Consider the following 24,265-nt stretch of genomic DNA (forward strand, 5'->3'; position numbering starts at 1 on the left):
TGGGCTAAAGGACCGCGCAACCTCACCCCCCGTATTTGTTTGAGATTGCCATGTCCCTGCCACCGATCCCTGGCCTCCCCGCTGCCAAACCGTCCCCGACCGTGATGGCGGATGCGATTCGCGTCCTGTCGATGGAGGCGGTGCACCGCGCCAAATCCGGCCACCAGGGGATGCCGATGGGCATGGCCGATGTGGCCACCGTTTTGTGGACGAAGTTCCTCAAATACGATCCGAAAAAGCCTGACTGGGCTGACCGCGACCGCTTTGTTTTGTCGGCAGGTCACGGCTCGATGCTGATCTATTCGCTGCTGCACCTGACGGGTTTCAAGTCGGTGTCGATGGAAGACATCAAAAACTTCCGCCAGTGGGGCTCGACCACCGCTGGCCATCCGGAATACGGCCATACGGCGGGCGTTGAATGCACCACCGGGCCGCTGGGTCAGGGCTTGGCGACCGCCGTGGGTATGGCTATGGCTGAACGCCACCTCAATGCGCGTTTTGGCGATGAGATCGTCGATCACCGCACCTGGGTTATCGCGGGTGACGGCTGCCTGATGGAAGGCGTGTCGCACGAAGCCATCTCGCTGGCCGGGCGCCTGAAACTCAACAAGCTGATCGTACTGTGGGACGACAATAACGTCACCATCGACGGCGTGGCGACCATTGCGGAAACCGGCGATCAACTGGCGCGCTTCAAGGCCGCAGGCTGGGCCGTGAAGGCCGTCGATGGCCACGACCACTCGAAGATCGCGGCGGCCATGCGTTGGGCCACGCAGCAATCGAAGCCGGTGCTTCTGGCCTGCAAGACCCTGATTTCCAAGGGCGCTGGCCCCAAGGAAGGCAATCCGCATTCGCATGGCTACACCCTGTTCGACAGCGATATCGAACTGTCGCGCAAGGCCATGGGCTGGGAGGCCGAGGCCTGGACCGTGCCCGCTCCGATCAAGAAGGCGTGGGAAGCCGCCGGCCGCAAGGCGGCGCGTCCGCGCAAAGCGTGGGAAGCGGCCCTGAAGACGCATCCGCAGCGCGACGCCTTTGAGCGCGCCATGACCGGCGACCTGCCCGCTAATGCGTTCGACGCACTGGACGCCCATATCGAAAAGCAACTGGAGCTGAAGGCGGGCGATGCGACGCGCTCGGCGTCCGGGGCGGCTCTGGCGCAACTGGTGCCGCATATCGACGAAATGATCGGCGGCTCGGCCGACCTGACCGGTTCGAACAATACGCTGGTCAAGGGCATGACCGCCTTTGACGCCCCGGCCTATGACGGTCGCTACGTGCACTATGGCATCCGCGAATTCGGCATGTCGGCGGCGCTGAACGGTATGGCGCTGCACGGCGGCATCATCCCCTATTCGGGCACCTTCTTCGTCTTCTCCGACTATTCGCGCCCGGCCATCCGTCTGGCGGCGCTGATGGGGATTCGCGTTATCAACGTCCTGACGCACGACTCGATCGGCGTCGGCGAAGACGGCCCGACGCACCAGCCGGTCGAGCATCTGGCCAGCTTCCGCGCCATGCCGAACCTCCTGACCTTCCGCCCGGCGGATATTGTCGAAGCCGCCGAATGCTGGAAGGCGGCGCTTCTTGAGCGCAAGACGCCGTCGCTGATGGTGCTGTCGCGTCAGAAGGTCCCGGCCGTGCGTCATCAGGGCGGCAACCTGTCGGCCAAAGGCGCCTATGAGTTGAAAGCCGCTTCCGGCGAAGCCAAGGTGTCGATCTTCTCATCAGGCACCGAAGTCTCGGTCGCCGTGGCAGCGGCTGAGGCGCTCGAATCGCAAGGCATCCCGACCCGCGTCGTTTCGACGCCGTGCTGGGCGCTGTTCGATCGTCAGCCGGGTAAGTATCAGGCCGAGGTGATCGGCTCTGCGCCCGTCAATGTTGCCATCGAAGCGGCGGTGTCGCTGGGCTGGGAGCGCTTTATCGGTCAGGACGGTATCTTCGTCGGCATGAACGGCTTCGGTGCCTCGGCCCCGCAGGACGTGCTGTATAAGCAGTTCGGCATCACCAAGGAGGCCGTGATCGAAAAGGTCACGGCGAAACTGGCGGCCAAGGCGGGTTAATCCCACCTTCAGGCGCAAACCTATCGGGCGCGGGCTTTGGTCCGCGCCTTTTACACAGGTCAAAAGGTCACGAAAACCGATTGCACGGGTCAAAGCCGCGTGATCGGCCCTTTGGTGTTTGACGCGCCGTCCCTATACCTGTACGGTCTCGGCATCGACTTTTGAACTGCGACTTTCTACTGCGGCCCCGGCCGTATCTGCGAACTTCCTTTCATAGATCGACGACTACCACGCTGCCTTTGAAAGGAATTAATCATGAGCACAGGTACGGTTAAGTGGTTCAACGGAACCAAGGGTTATGGCTTCATTCAGCCGGACGACGGTGGCAACGACGTGTTCGTGCACATCTCGGCCGTTGAGCGTTCGGGCCTGCGCGGCCTCAACGAAGGCCAGAAGGTCACCTTCGAACTGGCCCGCGACAAGCGTTCGGGCAAGATGTCGGCTGAAAACCTTCAGGTCGCCTAAGCCTTTTCAGCTTTTGCTGAATGAAAAAGCCGCTCCGACCGGGGCGGCTTTTTTGCATTTGTGCCGCGGCTGTGCCAAAAGCCCCCGATGCAAGACCCTGTACTCGATACCCTGTTCCGCCCGTTTGAGGATGGCCTGATCGACTGGCCCACCACCCCCGCCCTCTTCCTGCGCGCCCGCTATGGCGCGGCTTTGAGCGGTGTGGACCGCACGCGCCTGATCTGCGATCAAAGCTTTAAACCCGAATACGACCGGCTGAAACAGGCGGGCTTCACCCTGCGCACGGCCAGCGACACGGCGCGCTATCCGCTGGTGATTGTTCTGCCGCCGCGCCAGCGCGAGGAATACCGCGCCCTTTTGGCTCGCGCCGTCGAAAGCGCCGAACCGGGCGGCATCGTGCTGGCCTGCGTCTCCAATCTCGAAGGGGCCAAGACGGTCGAAAACGACCTGAAAGCCCTGTGCGGTACGGTGGCCTCGCTATCGAAGAACAAGTGTCGCGCCTTCTGGGCCACCACCGATGCGATCAACGTGGATCAGGTGGCGCAGTGGCGGACGCTCGATGCACCGCGCCCGATTCTGGATGGGCGTTTCCAAAGCCGCCCCGGCCTGTTCGCCTGGGACCGCATTGATGCGGGGTCCGAGCGACTGGTGGCGCATTTGCCCGCCCTGAGCGGTCACGGGGCCGATCTGGGCGGCGGCTACGGCTATCTGAGTGATGACGTGCTGCGCCGCCATCCGGAAGTGCGCCTCGACCTCTATGAGGCCGAACAGCGGGCGATAGAGATGGCCGAACTCAATCTCAACGCCTATGGCGAACGGGTTCGTTACCGCTGGCACGACGTGACCAGGGGCATCGACGGCCCCTACGACTTTATCGTCTCCAATCCGCCCTTTCATGCCGGCCGCGCCGATCAGCCGGAACTGGGGCAGGCCTTTATCCGCAGCGCCGCCGCCGCGCTGAAACCCGGCGGCAGCCTGTATATGGTCGCCAACCGCCACCTGCCCTATGAGGCCGGGCTGAAAGCCGCCTTCAAGAGCGTCAGCCTGCTGCACGAGGACCGCGACTACAAGGTCTATCGGGGGATTAAATGAGGCTGATTAAACTTCTGGCCAATCTTGGTTACGGGTCGCGCAAGGAGGTGCAGAAATATATCCGCATGGGGATCGTCACCGACGCCGAAGGTAACGTCCTGAAAGACGATGCCAAAACCGCCCATGAGGATATCCGCTTCAATGAGCGCCCGCTCGATCCGGCACACGGCGTGGTGCTGATGCTCAACAAGCCGACCGGCTATGTCTGTTCGCTGAAAGACACGGGCAAGCTGGTCTATGAACTGCTGCCACATCGGTTCAGCGAGCGTAAGCCCGTCCTGTCCACCGTCGGGCGACTGGATTCGGAGACGTCGGGCCTGCTGCTGTTTACCGATGACGGGGACTATCTGCACCGCATCATCTCGCCCAAAAACCACGTCGCCAAAATCTATGAGGTGACATTGGCACGCCCGCTCGAAGGGCATGAGGCGGCGATCTTTGCTTCCGGTGAGTTGATGCTCGAGTCGGAAAAAACGCCTCTCAAGCCCGCCACCATGGAACAGACGGGCGAAAAGACCGCACGCCTGACCCTCTATGAAGGGCGTTATCATCAGGTGCGCCGCATGTTCGCCGCTGTCGGCAACCACGTCGAAGCCCTGCACCGCGCCCAGATGGGTGATCTGACGCTGGGGGATCTGCGGCCGGGAAAATGGCGGCTGCTGACGACCGCCGAACGCGACGGTCTGCTGCAAAGCTGAGAAAAGCGGCCTAATTCTTCTGTGGCCCGCATGCACCGGGATGGAACCTCAGGACGTCACCTTTGGGCCCCTTCCCGTCCGGACCATGCGGCGGTTTGGGCAGGGCCAGACGTTCATCGGCGTCGATAAAACCGTTTTTATTGCTATCGGCGGCATCGAAATGTGCTTTCAGAGGGGCCGAAACCTCTGCCCATGACAGCTTGCCATCATGATCGCTGTCCAGCGCTTCAAGACGGGGCGGCCCCATAGGCGGGCCTTTGGCATCAGGGCCTTCCGCGCCAACGGGTGCGCAGTGCGGGGGCCGGAAGGCTTCAAACTCGGCCTTGCTGATCTGGCCATCATTATTGCTGTCCATCGCCTCGAAAGCCGGTGGCGGCGGGGGTGGCGGGGCCGCCTTGTCTTCGGCCCATACGGGCAGGCTTGCGACGATCAGGGCGCTGCCGACCACAAGGCCGGACAAGAACAGGCGTCTACGTGTCATGGGGTGTCTCCCAACATCTGGAGGCCCCAGAATGCACGGGCGAAATGTCCTCAGAATTTCAGTGTTGGTTGAAATTTGACCAAAATGTGTCTTGGTGTGTCCGAGGTGACATTCTGCGACCTAGATGTCGCGTCATAAGTCACGCCTGTTCCCGATTACACGTAAGATATCTCATGACGCCCGACACCGCCGCCAGCCCCCATCGCCCGCACATCCTCGTCGTCGATGACGATTTCGACCTCCGCGAACTGATTTCGGGCTTCCTCAGCCAGAACGGTTTCGAGGTCCACACCGCCGCCAGCGGGCGTGAGATGGACAAGGTGCTGCAACGCGGCGATATCGGCCTGGTCGTGCTCGACTACATGATGCCGGGCGAGGACGGCCTGTCGATCTGCAAGCGCCTGAACCAGAAGGGCGGACCGCCGGTGATCATGCTGTCAGCCAAGGGTGAGGAGATCGACCGCATAGTGGGCCTTGAACTGGGGGCCGATGACTATCTGGCCAAGCCCTTCCACCCGCGTGAGCTTCTGGCACGTATCCGGGCGGTGATGCGGCGCGGCGACGGCCGTGGTCAGGGCGAAAAATCGCCGCTGACGACCTTTTTCGGCTGGACGCTCGACAATATCAAACGCACGCTGCAACGCCCCGACGGCGTGCAGGTGGCCTTGTCCAATGCTGAATTCGAGTTGCTGCGCGTGTTTCTGGAACGACCGGGCCGCGCCCTCACCCGCGATCAGATCCTCGACCACCTGCACGGACCCAACAGCGACAATTTCGACCGCGCGATTGATGTGCAGATTTCCCGCCTGCGCCGCAAGCTGAACGATGAGGCGAACGATGGTGAAGAAATTATCCGCACCATTCGCGGCATCGGCTATATGTTCCGCCCTCTAAAGTAAGCCTACCCCGCCGTGCCCCTGCCCCCCCTGCCGCGATACCTGACCCGCCTGCCCATCTTTACGCAGGTCATGGGCCTCTGCGTCTTCGTGCTGATCATCTCTATCCTGATCAATATTGCGCTGGTGGTGCTGATGCCGCCGCCCAAACCCTCAGGCTACACGCTGAACGAGGCGGCCAGGGCGCTAAGCGAAGGGCAGGTCAAACTGCGCAATGGCCGCACGCTCAAAACCGAAACCCTCAGCACTCCGCCCGCCTTTATCCGTGAAAGGCCGCCGCATCCTTTCGGTGAAAATGGCTTTGAACAACTGATGCGCCAGAGGCTGGCCCAATCCCTCAAGGTGCCGGAAAGCCGCGTCTTTATCGACGGTCGCCGGGACTTTCGCCGCAACCGTTTCGGCCCGGACCGCATAGTTTTTCGCCTGCCCGATCAGGGGCCGCGAGGTCCCGGCTTTCAGGGCGTGTTTGCCGAGCGCGCCGGACGCCCGAATATGGCGCCTCCGTCTGCCCCGCCAGCGGGAGCGACGCCGGACGGGGCCACCCTGCACCGGATGCGTGAGGCCTTTCTGTTCAACAGCCTGCCGCCCGGCTTCAATGAGCAGATCACCTTCCCCGCCTTCCGCGCGGCGCTTCAGCTGCCGGACGGACGTTACCGCAGCCTGATCCCGCCGCGGCAGTTCCCGGAACCGTGGCAGGTCAGTCTGCTGCTGGGCTTCCTGCTGACCGCCGCCCTGATTGCGCCCTTGGCCTGGCTGTTGTCGCGCCGTCTGACCCAACCGATCGCAGCCCTGGCCGAAGGGGCCGCCAAGCTCGAATTTGACCGCGCCGCCGAACCACTGAAAGAAAGCGGGCCGGCGGAGGTGCGCCGGGCGACGCACGTGCTGAACGCCATGCAGGTGCGTATCCGTCAGCACGTCGAAAGCCGCACCGCCGTCATTGCCGCCATCGCCCACGATCTGAAAACCCCGCTGGCGCGCCTGCGGTTGCGCATCGAGAGCCTGCCCGCCAAAGAGCGTGACCGGATCGCTCAGGACATCGCCCATATGGACGGTCTGATCCGCTCGGCCATGACCTTTGCCTCGGCGGACAAGATGGCGCAGAACGTGGTGCGGCTTGATCTGAGCGCCTTGGCCGAAAGTCTGGCCGAGGACATGGCCGATCTGCACAATGTGCAGATGGGTCCGATAGAACCGGGCCTGACCGTCATGGCCGACAGCATCGCCATGAAGCGCATCCTGTGCAACCTGTTTGAAAACGCCCACCGTTATGCGGGCGGTTCGCGTCTCAGCGTGCAGCGTGACGGCAATCAGGTTGTTGTCACACTCAGCGACGACGGCCCCGGCGTGCCGGAAGAGGCGCTGGAGGCGGTGTTTGAGCCCTTCCACCGGCTGGAATCTTCACGCAACCGCGACACCGGCGGGGCAGGACTGGGGCTCAGCGTCGCCCGCGCTCTGGCCGAAGCGCATCAGGGTGCCCTGACCCTGCGCAATCGCGTCACAGACGGTCGTGTCGAAGGGCTGGACGCCCGCCTGACCCTGCCGCTGGCCTGAGAGGCATCGCCCAAACCCAGCCTGTTACCTTGCGAAACAAGGCGTGCACCGGGTAGCGCTACCACGTGCCGCATGATGGTATTTTGCGCTTGACTTGGCGAGACTTAGGGACAAAACCAAGGTCGCAAAAACATGGATTTGCCGCCGGTTTCGACGGCCCTGAGCACAAGGGATGTGACAATGACTTTACGTGTGGCGATTAACGGATTCGGTCGTATTGGCCGTCTGGTTCTGCGTTCGATCATCGAGAACAACCGTACCGACATCGAAGTGGTGTCGATCAACGATCTCGGCCCGGTCGAAACCAACGCCCATCTGCTGCGTTACGACTCCGTGCATGGCAAGTTCCCGGCCGAAGTGAAGGTCTATGGCGACAGCCTGATCATCACCGCCAATGGCAAGACCTATGCCCCGATCAAGGTGACGGCGATCAAGAACCCGGCCGAGTTGCCGCACGCGGCGCTCAAGGTCGATATCGCCATGGAATGCACCGGCATCTTCACCTCGAAGGAAAAGGCCTCGGCCCACCTCGAAGCCGGCGCGAAGAAGGTCATCATCTCGGCCCCCGGCGACAATGCCGACAAGACCATCGTCTATGGCGTCAACCACGACACCCTGACCGCCGAAGACACGGTCATCTCCAACGCCTCGTGCACCACCAACTGCCTGTCGCCGGTGGCCAAGGTCCTGTCGGACCTGTGCGGCATCGAGCGCGGCTACATGACGACCATCCACTCCTATACGGGTGATCAGCCGACGCTCGACACCATGCACAAGGACCTGTATCGCGCCCGCGCCGCGGCGCTCAGCATGATCCCGACCTCGACCGGTGCTGCCAAGGCCGTGGGCCTCGTCCTGCCGCACCTGAAGGGCAAGCTGGACGGTTCGTCGATCCGCGTGCCGACCCCGAACGTCTCGGTGGTGGACCTGAAGATCGTGCCGGCGCGCCCGGTCACGGTCGAAGAGGTCAATGCCGCCATCATCGCCGCCGCCGACGGCCCGATGAAGGGCATCCTCGCCTATACCGATGAGCCGCTGGTGTCTTCGGACTTCAACCACAATCCGGCCTCTTCGACCTTTGCGCTCAAGCAGACGCAGGTCATCGACGGTCAGTTCGTGCGCATCCTGACCTGGTACGACAATGAGTGGGGCTTCTCGACCCGCATGTCGGACACCGCCGTCGCGCTGGGCAAGTTCCTGTAATAGGCCAAGCCCCGCCGGAGTGATCCGGCGGGGTTTCTCCAAAAAAGGCACAGCCTTCGTGGAACCGGAAAAATCAAGTCTAAAGCGCCATCAGCAGGAGGTGAACACCAAGTTCCTGTGGTGGTTGGCAGGTGGCTTTCTATCCGGCACTCCGTTTTTCGCTTCACTGATATGTTTGATACTCTTTACGCCTCTCGCCGTCGTATTTATTGTTTTTGCGGCAATCCCATTGATATATCTAATTCTTTTTCAAAAATTCTTTCTCGATCCTAACGCTGAAATAATTAAGAACGGAAACTTAATCATCTCCAACCGGCCTTTAGCCTACCTGTTCCTGCTGGTGTCCATGCTGATCGGCAGCATTGTTGGATGGGTGTTCTTATCAGGCATTATCGGCTCCATTTACAGCTTCTGACCCTTAAGCGAGGCCCCATGACCTTCAAAACCCTTGATGATGTATACGACCTTCACGGCAAGACCGCGCTGGTGCGCGTCGATTTCAACGTGCCGGTCGAAGACGGTCGCATCACCGATGACACGCGCCTGAAGGTGGCCTTACCGACCATCGAAAAGCTGCAAAAATCAGGAGCGAAAGTCGCCCTGCTGGCACACTTCGACCGCCCGAAGGGCAAGGTCGTGCCGGAAATGTCGCTGCGGTTCGTTGCTCCGGCCCTGTCGGCGCTACTGGGGACCACCGTCGCCTTTGCCGATGACTGCGTGGGTGCAGACGCCGCCGATGTGCTGAAACTGTTGCCCGCCGGGGGCGTGGCCCTGCTGGAAAACGTGCGCTTCCATGCCGGCGAGGAAAAGAACGATCCGGCCTTTGCCCAACAGCTCGCCGATCTTGGCGACCTCTATGTCAACGACGCCTTCTCCGCTGCGCACCGCGCCCATGCCTCGACCGAAGGCGTGGCAAAGCTCATCCCCGCCTATGCCGGTGAGTCCATGCGCCGCGAACTGGATGCACTGAATGCCGCGCTGGGTGCGCCGGTGCGCCCCACCATCGGCATCGTCGGCGGCTCGAAGGTATCGACCAAACTCGACCTGCTGAAGAACCTTGTCGGTAAACTAGACGCGCTGGCCATCGGTGGCGGCATGGCCAACACCTTCCTCTACGCGCAGGGTCATGAGGTCGGCGGCTCGCTCTGCGAAAAAGACCTTAAGGACACGGCCCTCGAAATCCTGAAAGAGGCCGAAGCCAAAGGCTGCCGCATCCTGCTGCCGCTCGATGTTGTGGTGGCGCAGGACTTCAAGGCGCACGCGGCTAATCGCACGCTTGATCTGGGGGCGGAGTTGAGCCCCGACGACAAGATTTTTGACGCAGGCCCCAAGACGGTCGCGCAACTGAAAGACGTCATCGCCAACTCCAAGACCCTGATCTGGAACGGGCCTCTAGGTGTGTTCGAACTGCCACCGTTTGACGCCGCGACCGTCGAAGCCGCGAAATTTGCGGCAGAACAAACGCAATCGGGTAAGCTGGTCGCTGTGGCCGGTGGCGGTGATACGGTTGCCGCGCTGAACCACGCCGGTGTGGTGCAGGACATGACCTTTGTGTCCACGGCGGGGGGTGCCTTCCTTGAATGGATGGAAGGCAAGGACTTGCCGGGCGTCTCCGCACTCAGTTAAATGAAAAGGCTATAGCTCTGGTGTCAGGGAGCCAGACCGACTAATATTTAAATGATTTTCAGACCTTGCGGCCTGAGACCGGAAACCGGCCAGTCCGCAGGGTCCTCACTGAGCATATGAAAGAGGGAAATTTATCATGGCTCGTATCAGTTTGCGCCAGCTTCTCGACCACGCGGCCGAGAACGATTACGGCGTACCCGCCTTTAATATCAACAATATGGAACAGGGGCTGGCCGTCATGGACGCCGCCCGCAAGGCCGAAAGCCCGGTCATTATTCAGGCGTCGCGCGGCGCGCGCAACTACGCGCACGACATCATGCTGACCAAGATGATCGACGCTCTGGTCGAAATCTATCCGGAACTGCCGATCGTCATGCATCAGGACCACGGCAATTCGCCGGCGACCTGCGCCACGGCCATTCAGAACGGTTTTACCTCGGTGATGATGGACGGCTCGCTGATGGCCGACGCCAAGACGCCCGCCGACTTTGAGTACAATGTCAATGTGACCAGGACCGTCGTTGATTTCGCCCACGCCTGCGGCGTGTCCGTCGAAGGCGAACTGGGTGTGCTGGGTTCGCTGGAAACGGGCATGGGCGAAGCCGAAGACGGCCACGGGGCCGAAGGCGTGCTTGACCACTCGCAACTGCTGACCGACCCGGATCAGGCCGTTGATTTTGTGGCCAAAACCAATGTCGATGCCCTGGCGATCGCGATGGGCACCTCGCACGGCGCCTACAAGTTCTCGCGCAAGCCCGACGGTGAAGTGCTGGCCATGCACGTTATTGCCGAAATCCACAAGCGCCTGCCCAATACCCACCTCGTCATGCACGGTTCGTCCTCGGTGCCGCAGGAGCTTCAGGACCTGATCAACGCCTATGGCGGGGAAATGCCGCAAACCTACGGCGTGCCCGTCGAAGAACTGCAAAAGGCCATCAAGATCGGCGTGCGCAAGATCAATATCGACACCGATTGCCGCATGGCCATCACCGGCACGATCCGCAAATACTTTATCGAAAACCCGGCGGGCTTCGATCCGCGCTCGTACCTGAAACCCGCTAAAGAGGCGATGCAGCAGGTCTGCTATGACCGCTTTGTGCAGTTCGGCACGGCAGGCAACGCCTCGAAGATCAAGGCCAAGCCTTTGTCGAGCATGGCGAAATACTATCTGGCTTAATCGAGATCATACCTCCCCCGCGTGCGGGGGACGACCATCGAAAAGCGCAGGCCCCACGCCTGCGCTTTTTTTGTTTACAAAATTTGGGGTGCCCTCTTGAAGCCGTCTAAACCCTCCCCAAATCCATAGACGTAAGACGCCGACACCGGGTCTTTCTGGACCGCTTCATCGCCCGTTTCGGGGATGCGCAAGCGTTCCAACCGACAACCGAAGACAGCTCTACGCCGCTGTCGATCTCGCTTTGGATAAGGAGACTTTCATGCGTACTCAAATCGACTTTTCCCCCCTGTACCGCAGCGCCGTTGGCTTTGACCGTCTGGTCAGCCTGCTCGATTCCGCCGCACGCACCGATACCGCGCCGGGTTGGCCGCCGTACAATATCGAACGCATTGCCACCGGCACCGATGGGGATGGCGACGCCTACCGCATCGAAATCGCCGTCGCTGGCTTCCGCCCTGATCAACTGAATATCGAGGTCAAGGAAAACGTCCTGACCGTTACGGGCAAGAAGGACGCCGAAGACGGGTCACGCACCTTCCTGCATCGCGGTCTGGCCGAACGCAGCTTTGAGCGTCGCTTCCAGCTTGCCGACCATATCCGCGTCACCGAAGCCGAACTGGCCAACGGGCTGCTGACCCTCAATCTGGTGGTCGAAATCCCGGAAGCCAAGAAACCGAAGCAGATTGCCATCAAGACCTCCGGCAACACGCCGCAGGCACTGGAAGCCGCCGAGTAAACGTTGTGTGGCACTGAATGCCGCTTCGGTCGGCGCATATCGGTGCCCTTGGTCCCCGACCGAAAGGGTCGCGTCTCTCGTATCTCTCTGATGAGAGATGCGACCCGCCCCTTCTCTCTCCCCCTCCGAAACTCCGCCGGAAGCGCCCCCTCGCTTCCGGTTTTTTATGCCGTCTCGGCCTGACGCGCCTCATAGGCCCGGTACATGGCGTCTTCCAGTTCGCGCCATTGTCTGAGCAGCGTCGTGCGCCGCGTCGGATAGCGCTCATCCGCAACGCTCAGATTACGAATACGGTCAGAGCGAAAATGCCGGAAATCCTGCCGCAATTCGCACCAGCCGACCAGCAGCCGCGCCCGTTCATAAAAGCCCAGTGCCACCGGCCAGACGACACGCGCCGTCGTCGCCTCCTTCACATCGCTATAGTCCATGATCAGCTTACGCTCGGATTTCAGCGCCTGCCGGATCATTTTGAGGTAACGATCCTCAAACTCCGTCACCTCGGCGTCCTTCCACGGCGGTGGTACCATCAGGCCGGTCGTTTGCAGGCTGTCGCGCATATCGTCGGGCAGGACGGCATTGATCTTGGCCAACGCATTGACCGCCGCCGCCGAAATGGCCTTGTCGGTGCGCCCGGCCACCCATTTGACCCCCAGCGCAATGGCCTCAATCTCATCGTGAGATAGCATCAGCGGCGGCAGCATGAAACCGGGCCGCAGCAGAAAGCCCACCCCGGCCTCGGCTTCGATATCGGCCCCCTGAGCGCGTAGGGCATCGACGTCCCGATAAAGGGTGCGCAATGAGACGTTCAACTCCTGCGCAAGACAGTCACCGGTTACCGGATAACGGTGCCGGCGCAAAATCTGTAGCAAATTCAAAAGCCGGGCGGCGCGCGACATATCCCTTCCCCTGCGTCAGTCCACTCCTGACATAGCGCAAAGACCGGAACAAAGCAAAAACAAAATCTATAAAGCCGCCAAAGCCTGTTCAATATCGGCGATCAGGTCATCGGGGTCTTCGAGACCGACATAGAGGCGCACATAGCTGCCTTCCAGCGGCGCATGATCTTCTGGGGTCAGTTTGTGACGGCCGATAAATTGCGGTTCACAATTGACAGCCAGACTCTCATAGCCGCCCCACGAAAAACCCAACCCGAACAGTTTAAGCGCATTCAGAAAGCGCTGCGAGGCCGGTTCGCCGTCGCCTTTAAGCACCACGAGGAACAGACCATTGGGCGCGCTGAAATCCCGGCGGAAGACGTCGCTGCCCGGATGGCTGTCCAGCCACGGATGGACCACGCGGATCACTTCGGGGCGGGTGGTGAGCCATTGCGCCACCTTCAGTCCCGCCTCGCCCGACTGTTTGAGGCGCAGGTGCAGGGTGCGCAGACCGCGCAGGGCCAGATAGGATTCGTCGGCCGAGGTGAAGAAGCCCCAAGCCTTGATGGCATCGTAAATCGCCTCGGCCAGCGCCGGATCATTGACCGCCACCGACCCGATCAGCACATCGGAATGGCCGCCCACATATTTGGTCAGGGCCTGCATGGACATATCGACCCCGTGCGCCAGCGGCTTGAACAACACGCCCGCTCCATAGGTATTGTCGCAGAAGGTCAGGATGCCACGCGCCTTGGCGGCCTGCGCAATGGCCGGGATATCCTGAATTTCAAAGGTCAGTGAGCCGGGGCTTTCGAGGTAGATCAGCTTCGTCTTTTCGGTGGCGAGCGCCATCACTTCGTCTGGCGTCGCAGACGGCGCATACCAGGTGACATCAACGCCAAAGCGCGCCAGTTGCGTATCGAGGAAGCGCCTGACCGGGCGATAGGCCGAATTGACCGCCAGCACGTGATCGCCGGCCTTCAGCACCGCGAAGATGGGCAGGGTCTGCGCCGCCAGACCGCTGGGCAGTATAAAAGCCTCTTCGGCTCCCTCCAGTTCGGCCAGCAGGCGACACAGTTCGCGCTGGGTCGAAAGGCCTTCGGTGCCATAGGTCGGCTTGATATCATCGCGATACAGCACCTCCGCGCTTTCCATCAGCACGGTCGAGCCGCGCTCGACGCCGGTATTGACGGCGCGGCGGCTGCGGGGCTTATCCAGAACCGGAGAGATGACACGGGTGGTTTCACGCATATGATGGGCCTTTCGTATACGATGACTGCTCTGCCGCCGAATGGCGTCAGGCGCAAGTGAAGATTGACCGGATCGCAGATTAGAACGACTAATCCGACCCGGTAAAAATCGTCGCCTGACCAATTGTCATGGATTTGGCATATGCTGCGTCATGGGGTAGGCTGTGGCGTTATCAAAAGACGCGCGTAAAATTCCTACTAAATTGCATTCGTAACCGGCCTTTTCCGTACAGGAGACCGACCATGACCCGATCTGTTGCTCTTTCCCGCCGCTGGCTGCTCAAAGGCGCGGCAGCGGCTGGCCTTACGGGTTCGGCCCTGTCTCTGGCGGCTTGCGGTCAGAGCGGTGAGGCGTCGGCCAAGACCCTGCTCAACGTCTCCTATGACCCGACGCGCGAGCTTTATGTCGCCTATAACAAACTGTTCGCCACCAAGGTGAAGACGCCGGTGACGGTCAATCAGAGCCACGGCGGCTCCGGCAAGCAGACGACCGCCGTCATCGAAGGGCTCGATGCCGATATCGTCTCTCTGGCGCTGGCCCACGATATCGACGCCATTGCCGAAAAGGGCCTGATCAGCACCGACTGGGCCAAACGTCTGCCGCACAATTCGACCCCCTACTTTTCGACCATCGTGTTTCTGGTGCGCAAGGGCAACCCCAAGGCTATCAAGGACTGGGGCGATTTAATTAAGCCCGGTATCGGCGTCATTACCCCCAACCCCAAGACCTCGGGCGGGGCGCGCTGGAACTATTTGGCCGCCTACGGCTGGGCCAAAACAAATGGTCAGGACCCGGCCGCCTATATCGAAGCGCTGTATCGCAATGTGCCGGTGCTCGACACCGGGGCGCGCGGCTCCACCACCACCTTCGTGCAGCGCGGTCAGGGCGATGTCCTGCTGGCCTGGGAAAACGAGGCTCTGCTGGCGCTGAAGGACAGCGGAGCCAAGGATTTCGAGATCGTCTATCCGTCCCTGTCGATTCGCGCCGAGCCGCCGGTCGCCGTGGTGGACAAGAATGTCGATAAGAAGGGCACGCGAGAACTGGCCGAAGCCTATGTGAAGGGCCTGTTCGACGACGACGCACAAAAGCTGGTCGCCGAAAACTTCTACCGCCCGGTCAGCGAGGCCGTCGCCGCGCAGTTCACGCAGACGTTCCCGCAACTGCGCCTGTTGTCAGTGGACAGCGACTTCGGCGGCTGGAAAAAAGCCCATGCCGATTTCTTTGCGGCGGGCGCGGCCTTCGATGCGCTGCAAGTCAAGCTGAACAAGTAAGCCCAAGGCCTTTATGACCGTCAACGCCACCCCCACGCCGGGCGCTGTTCCGCTGGCCACCGAAGGCTACAAGCCGCCCAAGGCGACGCACAAGGCGCGCGTCCTGCCGGGCTTTGGCCTGTCGCTGGGCATCACCCTGACATATCTGTCGCTGATCGTCGTCCTGCCGCTCGCCGCCCTTCTGGCGCGTCCGTGGGAACACGGGCTGGACGGCGTGTGGCAAACCATCAGCGATCCGCGCGTGCTGGCCAGCTTGCGCCTGACCTTCACCACCTCGCTTCTGGCGGCACTGGTCAATCTGTTTGCCGGGCTGATCGTGGCCTGGGTGCTGACGCGCTATGAGTTTCCGGGCAAGGGACTGGTCGATGCACTGGTCGATCTGCCGTTTGCCCTGCCCACCGCAGTGGCCGGCGTGTCGCTCTGTTCGATGTACGCCGCCAATGGCTGGGTCGGCAGCCTGTTCGCGCCCTTAGGTATCAAGATCGCCTATACGCCGCTCGGTATCTTCGTAGCGCTGGTCTTTGTTGGCCTGCCCTTCATAGTGCGCTCGGTGCAGCCCGTTCTGGCCGAGTTCGATGCCGAGGTCGAAGAGGCCGCCGCCACTCTGGGCGCCACGCCGCTGCAAACCACCCTGCGCGTCATCGTGCCCTCGCTGGCCCCCGCCCTGCTGACCGGCTTTTCGCTGGCCTTTGCGCGCGCCGTCGGCGAATACGGCTCGGTCATCTTTATCGCCGGCAACATGCCCTTTGTGTCGGAAATCACGCCACTGCTGATCGTTATCAAGCTTGAAGAGTTCGACTATGCCGGGGCGGCCGCCATCGCGGTGGCCATGCTGAGCCTCGCCTTCCTTAGCCTGCTGCTGGTCAATGCCCTGCAACTGCTTCTATCGCGTCGGGGACGCGCCTGAGCATGAGAGCCCGCGCCCCCGAAAGACCGAAGACCCCCGCCGCCTTCCTGCTGATGGCGCTGGCCGCCGTGTGGATGGCGCTGGTTATCGTCCTGCCCTTGGTCAATGTGCTGGCCGAAGCCTTCAAACAGGGCGTTCAGCCCTACCTGTCGGCGATCGTCCAACCCGACGCCCTCAGCGCCATTCGTCTGACCCTGACGGTCGCCGCCATCGCCGTGCCGCTCAATGCCGTCTTCGGTATAGCGGCGGCGTGGTGCGTGACGCGCTTTGATTTTGCGGGTAAGGGGCTGTTGCTGTCGGTGCTCGACCTGCCCTTCACGATCTCGCCGGTCATTTCAGGCATGGTGTGGGTGCTGTTGTTCGGGGCGCACGGCTGGTTCGCCAGCGTGCTCGAAGCCAGCAATATTAAAATCATCTACGCCCTGCCCGGCCTTGTTATCGCCACCGTGCTGGTCACCCTGCCCTTCGTGGCGCGCGAACTGATCCCGCTGATGCAGGATCAGGGCACAGACGAAGAAATCGCCGCCGTAACGCTGGGGGCTTCGGGCTGGGACGTCTTCTTTCGTATCACCCTGCCCAATATCAAATGGGCCCTGACCTATGGCGTGCTTTTGTGTACGGCGCGGGCCATGGGCGAATTCGGCGCCGTGTCGGTGGTGTCGGGCCATATTCGCGGCCTGACCAACACCCTGCCCCTGCACATCGAAGTGCTTTATAACGAATATGACAGTGTGGGGGCCTTCGGGGCCGCGACGCTGCTGGCCGGTCTGGCACTTGTGACGCTGGTCCTGAAAACCCTGCTGGAATGGCGCTTCGGTGACGAACTGGCCGCCAACCGCCGCCACTGATTGAGCTTTATATGTCCTTAGTCGTCAAAAACATCACCAAACGCTTCAGCGACTTCGCCGCGCTCAACGATGTGTCGTTCGAAGCCCAGCCGGGCGAGTTTCTGGCCCTGCTGGGACCATCGGGTTCGGGCAAGACGACGCTTTTGCGCCTGCTGGCCGGGCTCGACCGTCCGGACACGGGCCGTATCGACTTCGACGGCCTCGACTATCTGACGCTGTCGGCGCGCGACCGTCGCGTCGGCATGGTGTTTCAGTCCTACGCCCTGTTCCGTCACATGACTGTGGCGCAGAACATCGCCTTCGGCCTCAATGTGCGTCCGTCCAAAGAGCGCCCGTCCAAGGCGGAGATTCAGGCCACGGTGCAGCGCCTTTTGAAACTGATCCAGCTCGAAGACCTCGGCAAGCGCTACCCCAGCCAGCTTTCGGGCGGTCAGCGGCAGCGCGTGGCGCTGGCGCGCGCGCTGGCCATCAATCCGCGCATCCTGCTGCTCGATGAGCCGTTCGGCGCACTCGATGCGCTGGTGCGCAAGGATCTCCGCCGCTGGCTGCGCCGCATCCACGATGAAACCGGCGTCACCACCCTCTTCGTCACCCACGATCAGGAAGAGGCGCTCGACCTCGCCGACCGCGTGGTGGTGCTGAAAGACGGCCAGATCGAACAGATCGGCAAGCCACTGGAGCTTTACCGCCATCCGCAATCGGCCTTTGTCTTCGATTTTCTCGGCACGTCAAATAAGGTGGCGGCCAGCCTGTCGGACGGGGTGGCCGATTTCGGCGGTTTCAGCGCCCCGGTCGTCAGCCCCAAGGCGCTCAGCGGTGCACAGACCGTTCGCTTTCGCCCCTTCGATACGCACCTGCACGACGAGGGACCGGGCTTTGAGGCCAAGGTGCTGTCCCTCCTGCCTGCCGGGGCCAATCTGCGTCTGGAACTGCAAAGCTCAACGGGGCAGGTGTTTGAAACCCAGCACGCCCACGACTCAGAGGCCTCAGACCTGCGCCTGAACGACACAGTCTATCTGCGCCCGTCCAAGGTGTATGCGTTTTAGTTAATCCGCCCCTCTCCCGTGAGGGAGAGGGGATAGCCAGTCGCCTCACTCTGCCCCGGCCATCGCCGCTTCAAGGCCCGGTGCATTGGTACGCCAGGTATGGCCAATATGATCCGCTACCGGGTCGGTGAAGATGTATTCTTCACCCGCTTCCAGCCCTTCGACAATGCGTTTGGCTGCGGTTTCCGGCGTCGCCTTTTGCATCGGTATATCGCGCGCCAGATCGGTGTCGATCGGTCCTGGGAAGACACCGAGCACCTTGACGCCCGTGCCTTTCAGGCCGGCTCGCGCCGACTGCGTAACCGACAACAGCGCCGCCTTGGACGCCGAATAGCCGCCCAGAGACGCAGCGGCGACAAGGCCCACGACGCTGATGACATTGGCAATCGTGCCTGAGCCTTTGGCGACCAGCTTCGGCGCAAACGCGCGCATGACCCTAAGCGTGCCATAGAGGTTGGTGTCGAAATCGGCAGCGACCACGTCCAGCGGAGAGTTCAGCACGTCCGAAAACACCGCCGTCCCGGCATTGTTGAGCACGACATCAACATCCCCGGCCGCTTCGGCAACCGCGGCGACCTGAGCGTCGTTGGTAATATCGAGCGCCAGCGGCACGACGCGCGGATCGGCAAAATCCGGCAGAGAGGCGGGATTACGGGCAGCGGCATAGACCTTTTTGACATCGCGGGAGAGCAGTTCGCGCACCGTGGCGGCACCAATACCGCGATTGGCACCGGTAACGAAAATGACTTGGTTGGAGAGGGACATGACAGGCTCCGAGGGTTCAGACTTCAAAAAGTAAACCAATCTGTTTATATGACTTCGATGTAAACCGCTCTGTTTACTTTTGCAAGCCGATAAGCTATATTTTTTCACATCGGCCACTTCACAGGCTTCCCGCACCTTGCTGTCAAAAGCGCCCCTATGACTAAACCGCAAAAAAAACAGGACATTATCAACCACGCCTTTGAGCTGTTCTACGATCACGGCTTCGGTCTGGGCGTCGATACGCTGATGGCCGATACCGGCATTTCCAAGCGCACCCTGTATAAGTACTTTCCGTCCAAGGAGGCGCTGATCGCCGAGCTGGTCGATCACTATCGCGAACAATCCCTGCCGCAACTGCGCGCCAGGGTCGAAGCGCTGAGTCCTGATCCGAAGGGACGTCTGATGGCCCTGTTCGACCTGCGCCAGAGCCTGTTTGCCGGTGGCTGTTTCCGCGGTTGTCTGGCCATCTCGGCGCGTCAAGAATTTGGCGGCCGTCAGCCGGAGATTGAGGCCGCCGCGACGGCCATGTTCGCTGATATGCGCGCCTTGGTCCGTGAGCTGAGTGACCTCACCGGCCACCCAGACCCCGACGCCCTGACCGATCAGGCGATGGTCCTGTTCAACGGGGCGGTCGTCGCCGCTCAGGCCACGCGCAGCCCGGTCCCCTTCGACGCGGCCAAGTCGGTGTTGCGGGTCTTGTTAGGCACTGGCACCGCGTCCTAAGCGCCACACTTGTCTTTATACACGCGCACCGCGCTTGACCTTCTCCCCCTGCTCCCCTACGCCCGCCCCTGTGCAGACGGTGCCGCAGAGATGCGGCTTAAAAGGGAAGCAGGTGCAAGGCCTGCGCTGTCCCCGCAACTGTAAGCGTCGAGTGTTCCGCCATACGCCACTGGTTGTTTCCAAACCGGGAAGGCGGCAGAACACGCCTATACCAAGGGTCATTGAAAATGACACTTGGTATGCCGTTCGCGAATGCCTCATGCCATAGATGCAGATGAGACATTCGCGAGCTTTCAACGGACGGATGCGCTAAGCATCTTCGGCCGTTGGGATCAGACGTGAGCCAGGAGACCTGCCCCTGCTGTCGTCCTTCGCGTGGTCGGGGTGTGCCACAAGAGCGGATAAGCCTTTTTAACCGGAGGCCTTCCTCAGAGACGATTCGTGGTGCGCACTGGCTCGTCCGGGGCGCTCGTCCTGTTGTGAATAGGCATAAGACCTTGAAAACTCTCCTTTGCGGCGTTGCGTTTGCCGCCCTCCTCACCTCGCCTGCGCTGGCCGATGACGCCCCGCAGGAGGTGATCGTCACCCTCACCCGTGAACCGGTGGCCCTGTCCAAGGTGGGGCAGAGCGTCACCACGTTTGACGCCGCCGCCATAGAGCGCAGTCAGTCGGTCTATCTGAAAGACCTGATCGCCCTCACCCCGTCCGTCTCCATCTCTCAGACCGGCGGTCCCGGTCAGGCCGGCACGGCACGCTTCCGCGGGGCCGAAAGCGACCGCAGCCTGTTCATCGTCGATGGCGTGAAGCTGGGCGACCCGTCGATGATCGGCGGCGGGCTGAACCTCGGCCTGCTGGCGCTGAATGATGCCGAGCGCGTCGAAATCCTGCGCGGCCCGCTTTCGACCCTGTGGGGCTCGCAGGCCATCGGCGGTGTGGTGTCGGTGACGACCCGCACGCCCCAGGCCCCTTTTGAGGCGCAAGGCTCCCTCGAAGGCCTTGATGAATACGTCGTGGGCAAGGCCGGTATCGGCGGCAAGACGGGCCCACTGAGCTGGCGTCTGGCGGCGTCCTATATCGACGATGACGGCGTCTCGTCGCTGCGCGGCGGGGTGGAAAAGGACGGCTTTACGCAAAAGCACCTCAACGCCTATGTCCACTACGCCCTGAGCGAGACGTCGGGCCTGCGCGCCCGTCTGGCCCGCACCGAAAGCGACTACGATTTCGACGGTTATAACAAAGAGTTCCAACTGGCCGACACCCGCGACACCGGTTTTCAAAACGAAAATCTGGCCAGCCTCGGCTACTACACGCATTCCTTTGACGGCGCGCTGAAGCAGACCTTCACCCTGAGCTACAGCACGACGAAGCGCTCGACCTCTGACCTCGCCAACGCTACCGCCTATCCGTTCGAAGGCCGTCAGACCAGCTTCGACTACACCGGGGCTCTGGCCCTGTCGGAGACGTCCAAACTGGTCTTCGGTGCGTCGAGCGAGCGCTCGCAAGCTATTGCCTCAGGCCTCAACAAGCGCGTCACCCTTAACGGCCTGTTCGCGCAACTGCGTCAGGACGTGACGCCCGCCCTGACAGTGAACGCCAGCCTGCGCTATGACGATCATTCGGTCTTTGGCGGCAACACCATCGCTCAGGTCGCCGTCGCCTATGCCCTGTCGCCGTCTGTGGTACTGCGCAGCAGCCTGGGTCAGGGCTTCAAGGCCCCCAGCCTGTATCAGCTCTATGACGGCTGGTCCGGCAATCTCAAGCTCAAGCCTGAAGAAGCAACCAATCTCGATGTCGGCGTCGATTATTATGGCACGAACGACAGCCGCATCGGTGTCTCGCTGTTCGGGCGTAAGACCGACAATCAGATCGACTATGACCTGTCGTCCTTCCGCTATGGCAATATCGCCCGCACCAAGGCCTATGGCATCGAGTTGGAAGGCGAGACAAGGCTGACCCAAAGCGTGCGTTTGTCGGGCAATTACAGCCACATTATCGCCCGCGACGACGCCCGTACCAGTGCCACCTTCCGCAACGATCTGGGCCGTGCGCCGCGTCATCTGGGCAATGCCAGCGTCGAATGGCAGGCGACGGAGGCGCTCGAACTGGGCGCCTCCGTCCGCTATGCGGGAAAGTCGTTCGAGAACATCTACAATACCCGGCGACTGGACGCCTACACCCTGCTCGACCTGCGCGCCAGCTATGCGCTGAACGACACGGTGGCGCTGTTCGGGCGCGTCGAAAACGCTACGGACGAAGACTATGAAACCGCCGCCAACTATGGCTCGGTTGGTCGCCGCCTGTGGCTGGGCGTGCGCGCCAAATATTGAGACCGATGATAGGATTTGAAACCAAATCCTGACGGTCTATATAGGGGGCCTCCATCGACCGAGGCCCCCACCATGACCGCCGATACCGTACACGTTTTCCAAACCTACAGCGTCACCACCCACCCGTCGCAGGGCGTGACCCACGTCGCAGCGCTGCGGGCGCAGTTTGCCGGTCTCGGTATCGACGGCTTTATCGTCCCGCACGAAGACGAGCACCAGAACGAATATCTGCCCGACGCCAATGAGCGTCTGGCCTGGGTATCGGGCTTTACCGGTTCGGCGGGCGCGGCCCTGATCCTCAAAGAGCAAGCCATCCTGTTTGCCGACGGTCGCTACACCCTGCAGTCGCGCGAACAGACCGATCCTTCGGTGTTCGAGGTCGTTGATTTCACCGCCACCGCCATCGCCGAACAGATCGCCGCTCAGCCGCGCGGCCGCGTCATCGGCTATGATCCGCGCCTGCACAGCCCGGCGGCGCTGAAGGCGCTGCAACTGGCGGCCACCAGCGTCGGCGTCACCCTGAAAGCCGTGGATGAAAACCCCATCGACCTCGCCTGGGGGGCGGCGCGCCCGGCTCAGCCGATGACGCCGGTGGTGGCGCAACCGATACAATTTGCAGGCGTCGCGTCGGGTGACAAGCGCGCCAAACTGGCCGAAAGCCTGCGTCAGAAGGGCGTGGCCGCCGCTCTGATCACCGCACCGTCGTCTATTGCGTGGCTGTTCAATGTGCGCGGCGGCGACGTCATCCGTTCGCCCCTGCCGCTGGCGCAGGCCCTGCTCAAGGCCGACGGCACGGCGGAACTGTTCCTCGAACCGGCCAAGGTCACGGAAGGCCTTGGCGAATGGCTGGGCAATGAGGTGGCACTGAAGACGCCCACGGACATCCCGGCGGCGCTGACGGCCCTGTCCGGTCAGGGCGTGCTGGTCGATCCCAACTGGTCCTCGGCCTGGTGGGTGCAGGCCATCGAAGGGGCCGGGGCCACCGCCGTTGCGGGCGATGATCCCTGCCTTGTCCCACGCGCCTGCAAAAACGCCGCAGAAATCGCCGGGACCACCGAAGCCCATATACGCGATGGTGCCATCCTCAGCGAATTTCTCTACTGGGTGGCCACTGAGGCGCAGACCGCCTTGCCGTCGGAAATCGAAGTGGCGCAAAAGCTGGAGTCGTTGCGCATTGCTTCGGGGGTGGTGAAAGACCTCAGCTTCGACACCATTTCCGGCTTCGGCCCGCATGGGGCCCTGCCGCATTACCGCGTCACCGAACAGAGCAATATCCGCATCGCGCCCGGTAATCTGCTGCTGGTCGATTCCGGCGGTCAGTACGTCGATGGCACCACCGATGTCACCCGCACCATGGCCATCGGCACACCGAGCGCCGAACACAAACGCATGTTCACCCTGGTGCTTAAGGGGCATATTGCACTGGCCACCATCCGCTTCCCGGCCGGCACGACCGGCACGCATCTTGATGTGCTGGCGCGGCAGTTCCTGTGGAACGCCGGATTCGACTACGACCACGGCACCGGCCACGGCGTCGGCGTTTATCTGGGTGTGCACGAAGGCCCACAACGCATCGCCAAGGCGCTCAATGCCTATGCCCTGCAACCCGGCATGATCGTCTCCAACGAGCCGGGCTTCTATAAGGCCGGCGACTTCGGCATCCGTATCGAGAACCTGCAATACGTCACCGAAGCGGCCCCCATCGCCGGGGGTGAACGCCCGATGCTGGGCTTCAAGAACCTGACCTGGGCACCGATTGATCGCAGCCTGATTGAGGTGTCGCTGCTCAGCGAGGCCGAGCGCCGCTATATGGACGATTACCATGCGGAGGTGCTACGCCTGCTGTCGCCGCGCGTAAATCCGGAGGTGGCAGACTGGCTTAAAACCGTCTGCGCGCCCTTATAAAGGCTTTATATCCGGCAAAATCAGAACGACCTGCGCCCTTATCCGGCAGGGCATAAGGTGTCCCCGTAACCATCAGTCTGCGGAGGGACACCATGCCTGCCAGCACCGTTTTTCAACCCGCCACCGACACCTTCGGTCAGTTCACCGTTTCGCATAGCCCGGCACGCGCCCTGTCGCCCGAAGCCGAAGCGCGCAAGGCCGCCCGCAGGCATTTCCTGATCGGGACGGGCTTTTTGGCCGGTCTGATCGCCCTGTTCGGGATGGTATCGCTGGCCGACCGCACCCTGTTCCCCGAACCACAACTGACAGCGCAGGAACAGGCCTATTTCGCCACTGCGATGGATTGATCTTAAGCCCTC

23 protein-coding genes and 1 riboswitch are annotated in these 24,265 nt (G+C 61.8%); of the genes, 19 read left to right on the top strand and 4 right to left on the bottom strand.

Annotated features, from left to right (window positions below; translation table 11 throughout):
• The first annotated feature begins 50 nt into the window (after nucleotides 1-50).
• From tkt to ACK8OE_RS02005, 4 genes are all read left to right on the top strand, one after another.
• The gene (tkt, locus tag ACK8OE_RS01990) at nucleotides 51-2,063 is read left to right on the top strand and encodes a transketolase (RefSeq protein WP_410271167.1); all 2,013 of its coding nucleotides are present in this window, start codon (nucleotides 51-53) and stop codon (nucleotides 2,061-2,063) included.
• A 255-nt stretch (nucleotides 2,064-2,318) separates the two neighbouring features.
• Nucleotides 2,319-2,528 carry a cold-shock protein gene (locus tag ACK8OE_RS01995; RefSeq protein WP_013479141.1) on the top strand — a complete coding sequence of 70 codons (210 nt, stop codon included), beginning with the start codon at nucleotides 2,319-2,321 and terminating at the stop codon, nucleotides 2,526-2,528.
• An 87-nt stretch (nucleotides 2,529-2,615) separates the two neighbouring features.
• A complete protein-coding gene (locus ACK8OE_RS02000) occupies nucleotides 2,616-3,620 on the top strand; it encodes a class I SAM-dependent methyltransferase (protein WP_410271168.1) in 1,005 nt (334 codons plus the stop codon).
• Nucleotides 3,617-4,318, top strand: coding sequence for a pseudouridine synthase (locus ACK8OE_RS02005; RefSeq protein ID WP_410271169.1), 702 nt, complete (start codon nucleotides 3,617-3,619; stop codon nucleotides 4,316-4,318). Before ACK8OE_RS02000 ends, ACK8OE_RS02005 begins: the two co-directional genes overlap by 4 nt.
• Nucleotides 4,319-4,328: 10 nt before the next feature.
• Here ACK8OE_RS02005 and ACK8OE_RS02010 read toward each other — a convergent pair whose 3' ends face one another.
• Nucleotides 4,329-4,799, bottom strand: a complete 471-nt coding sequence (locus ACK8OE_RS02010; RefSeq protein ID WP_410271170.1) for an EF-hand domain-containing protein — start codon at nucleotides 4,797-4,799, stop codon at nucleotides 4,329-4,331.
• A 173-nt stretch (nucleotides 4,800-4,972) separates the two neighbouring features.
• On the opposite strand from ACK8OE_RS02010, the gene ACK8OE_RS02015 reads away from it, so the two are divergent.
• The 7 genes from ACK8OE_RS02015 (at nucleotide 4,973) to ACK8OE_RS02045 (ending at nucleotide 11,988) form a co-directional block, all read left to right on the top strand.
• Nucleotides 4,973-5,698 (top strand): response regulator, encoded by a 726-nt coding sequence (locus ACK8OE_RS02015; protein ID WP_013479145.1) that lies wholly within the window; start codon nucleotides 4,973-4,975, stop codon nucleotides 5,696-5,698.
• A 12-nt stretch (nucleotides 5,699-5,710) separates the two neighbouring features.
• The gene (locus tag ACK8OE_RS02020) at nucleotides 5,711-7,246 is read left to right on the top strand and encodes an ATP-binding protein (RefSeq protein WP_410271171.1); all 1,536 of its coding nucleotides are present in this window, start codon (nucleotides 5,711-5,713) and stop codon (nucleotides 7,244-7,246) included.
• A gap of 180 nt (nucleotides 7,247-7,426) precedes the next feature.
• A complete protein-coding gene (gene gap / locus ACK8OE_RS02025; RefSeq protein ID WP_410271172.1) occupies nucleotides 7,427-8,449 on the top strand; it encodes a type I glyceraldehyde-3-phosphate dehydrogenase in 1,023 nt (340 codons plus the stop codon).
• A 58-nt stretch (nucleotides 8,450-8,507) separates the two neighbouring features.
• Nucleotides 8,508-8,864, top strand: coding sequence for a hypothetical protein (locus tag ACK8OE_RS02030; RefSeq protein ID WP_410271173.1), 357 nt, complete (start codon nucleotides 8,508-8,510; stop codon nucleotides 8,862-8,864).
• Between the two features lie 17 nt (nucleotides 8,865-8,881).
• A complete protein-coding gene (locus tag ACK8OE_RS02035; protein ID WP_410271174.1) occupies nucleotides 8,882-10,075 on the top strand; it encodes a phosphoglycerate kinase in 1,194 nt (397 codons plus the stop codon).
• 136 nt (nucleotides 10,076-10,211) lie between these two features.
• Nucleotides 10,212-11,252, top strand: coding sequence for a class II fructose-bisphosphate aldolase (gene fba, locus ACK8OE_RS02040; RefSeq protein ID WP_290794365.1), 1,041 nt, complete (start codon nucleotides 10,212-10,214; stop codon nucleotides 11,250-11,252).
• 259 nt (nucleotides 11,253-11,511) lie between these two features.
• Nucleotides 11,512-11,988 (top strand): Hsp20 family protein, encoded by a 477-nt coding sequence (locus ACK8OE_RS02045; RefSeq protein ID WP_272741290.1) that lies wholly within the window; start codon nucleotides 11,512-11,514, stop codon nucleotides 11,986-11,988.
• A gap of 164 nt (nucleotides 11,989-12,152) precedes the next feature.
• On the opposite strand, the gene ACK8OE_RS02050 is transcribed toward ACK8OE_RS02045, so the two are convergent.
• Entirely contained in the window at nucleotides 12,153-12,884 is a 732-nt protein-coding gene (locus ACK8OE_RS02050) for a helix-turn-helix transcriptional regulator (protein WP_410271175.1), read from the bottom strand.
• A 66-nt stretch (nucleotides 12,885-12,950) separates the two neighbouring features.
• Nucleotides 12,951-14,114 carry a cystathionine beta-lyase gene (gene metC, locus ACK8OE_RS02055; RefSeq protein ID WP_410271176.1) on the bottom strand — a complete coding sequence of 388 codons (1,164 nt, stop codon included), beginning with the start codon at nucleotides 14,112-14,114 and terminating at the stop codon, nucleotides 12,951-12,953.
• A gap of 242 nt (nucleotides 14,115-14,356) precedes the next feature.
• Between metC and ACK8OE_RS02060 the strand changes: the two genes are divergently transcribed.
• From ACK8OE_RS02060 to ACK8OE_RS02075, 4 genes are read left to right on the top strand one after another with little or no spacing between them, the layout of a single operon-like run.
• A complete protein-coding gene (locus ACK8OE_RS02060; protein WP_410271177.1) occupies nucleotides 14,357-15,385 on the top strand; it encodes a sulfate ABC transporter substrate-binding protein in 1,029 nt (342 codons plus the stop codon).
• 13 nt (nucleotides 15,386-15,398) lie between these two features.
• Nucleotides 15,399-16,292: a sulfate ABC transporter permease subunit CysT gene (gene cysT / locus ACK8OE_RS02065; RefSeq protein WP_410271178.1), complete on the top strand. Its 894-nt coding sequence runs from the start codon at nucleotides 15,399-15,401 to the stop codon at nucleotides 16,290-16,292.
• 2 nt (nucleotides 16,293-16,294) lie between these two features.
• Entirely contained in the window at nucleotides 16,295-17,140 is an 846-nt protein-coding gene (cysW, locus tag ACK8OE_RS02070) for a sulfate ABC transporter permease subunit CysW (protein WP_410271179.1), read from the top strand.
• Nucleotides 17,141-17,151: 11 nt separating this feature from the next.
• The gene (locus tag ACK8OE_RS02075) at nucleotides 17,152-18,186 is read left to right on the top strand and encodes a sulfate/molybdate ABC transporter ATP-binding protein (RefSeq protein ID WP_410271180.1); all 1,035 of its coding nucleotides are present in this window, start codon (nucleotides 17,152-17,154) and stop codon (nucleotides 18,184-18,186) included.
• Nucleotides 18,187-18,231: 45 nt separating this feature from the next.
• On the opposite strand, the gene ACK8OE_RS02080 is transcribed toward ACK8OE_RS02075, so the two are convergent.
• The gene (locus tag ACK8OE_RS02080) at nucleotides 18,232-18,951 is read right to left on the bottom strand and encodes an SDR family NAD(P)-dependent oxidoreductase (protein ID WP_410271181.1); all 720 of its coding nucleotides are present in this window, start codon (nucleotides 18,949-18,951) and stop codon (nucleotides 18,232-18,234) included.
• Between the two features lie 156 nt (nucleotides 18,952-19,107).
• Between ACK8OE_RS02080 and ACK8OE_RS02085 the strand changes: the two genes are divergently transcribed.
• The 4 genes from ACK8OE_RS02085 (at nucleotide 19,108) to ACK8OE_RS02100 (ending at nucleotide 24,253) form a co-directional block, all read left to right on the top strand.
• Nucleotides 19,108-19,674, top strand: coding sequence for a TetR/AcrR family transcriptional regulator (locus ACK8OE_RS02085; protein WP_410271182.1), 567 nt, complete (start codon nucleotides 19,108-19,110; stop codon nucleotides 19,672-19,674).
• A gap of 60 nt (nucleotides 19,675-19,734) precedes the next feature.
• Nucleotides 19,735-20,049, top strand: a riboswitch (cobalamin riboswitch).
• 122 nt (nucleotides 20,050-20,171) lie between these two features.
• Nucleotides 20,172-22,001 (top strand): TonB-dependent receptor plug domain-containing protein, encoded by a 1,830-nt coding sequence (locus ACK8OE_RS02090; protein WP_410271183.1) that lies wholly within the window; start codon nucleotides 20,172-20,174, stop codon nucleotides 21,999-22,001.
• A gap of 72 nt (nucleotides 22,002-22,073) precedes the next feature.
• Nucleotides 22,074-23,906 carry an aminopeptidase P family protein gene (locus ACK8OE_RS02095; RefSeq protein WP_410271184.1) on the top strand — a complete coding sequence of 611 codons (1,833 nt, stop codon included), beginning with the start codon at nucleotides 22,074-22,076 and terminating at the stop codon, nucleotides 23,904-23,906.
• A gap of 92 nt (nucleotides 23,907-23,998) precedes the next feature.
• Complete coding sequence (locus ACK8OE_RS02100; RefSeq protein ID WP_410271599.1) at nucleotides 23,999-24,253, top strand: hypothetical protein; 255 nt, start codon at nucleotides 23,999-24,001, stop codon at nucleotides 24,251-24,253.
• The last annotated feature ends 12 nt before the right edge of the window (nucleotides 24,254-24,265 follow it).

Source organism: Asticcacaulis sp. W401b (assembly GCF_046503825.1).
In the GTDB taxonomy this organism is placed as follows: domain Bacteria; phylum Pseudomonadota; class Alphaproteobacteria; order Caulobacterales; family Caulobacteraceae; genus Asticcacaulis.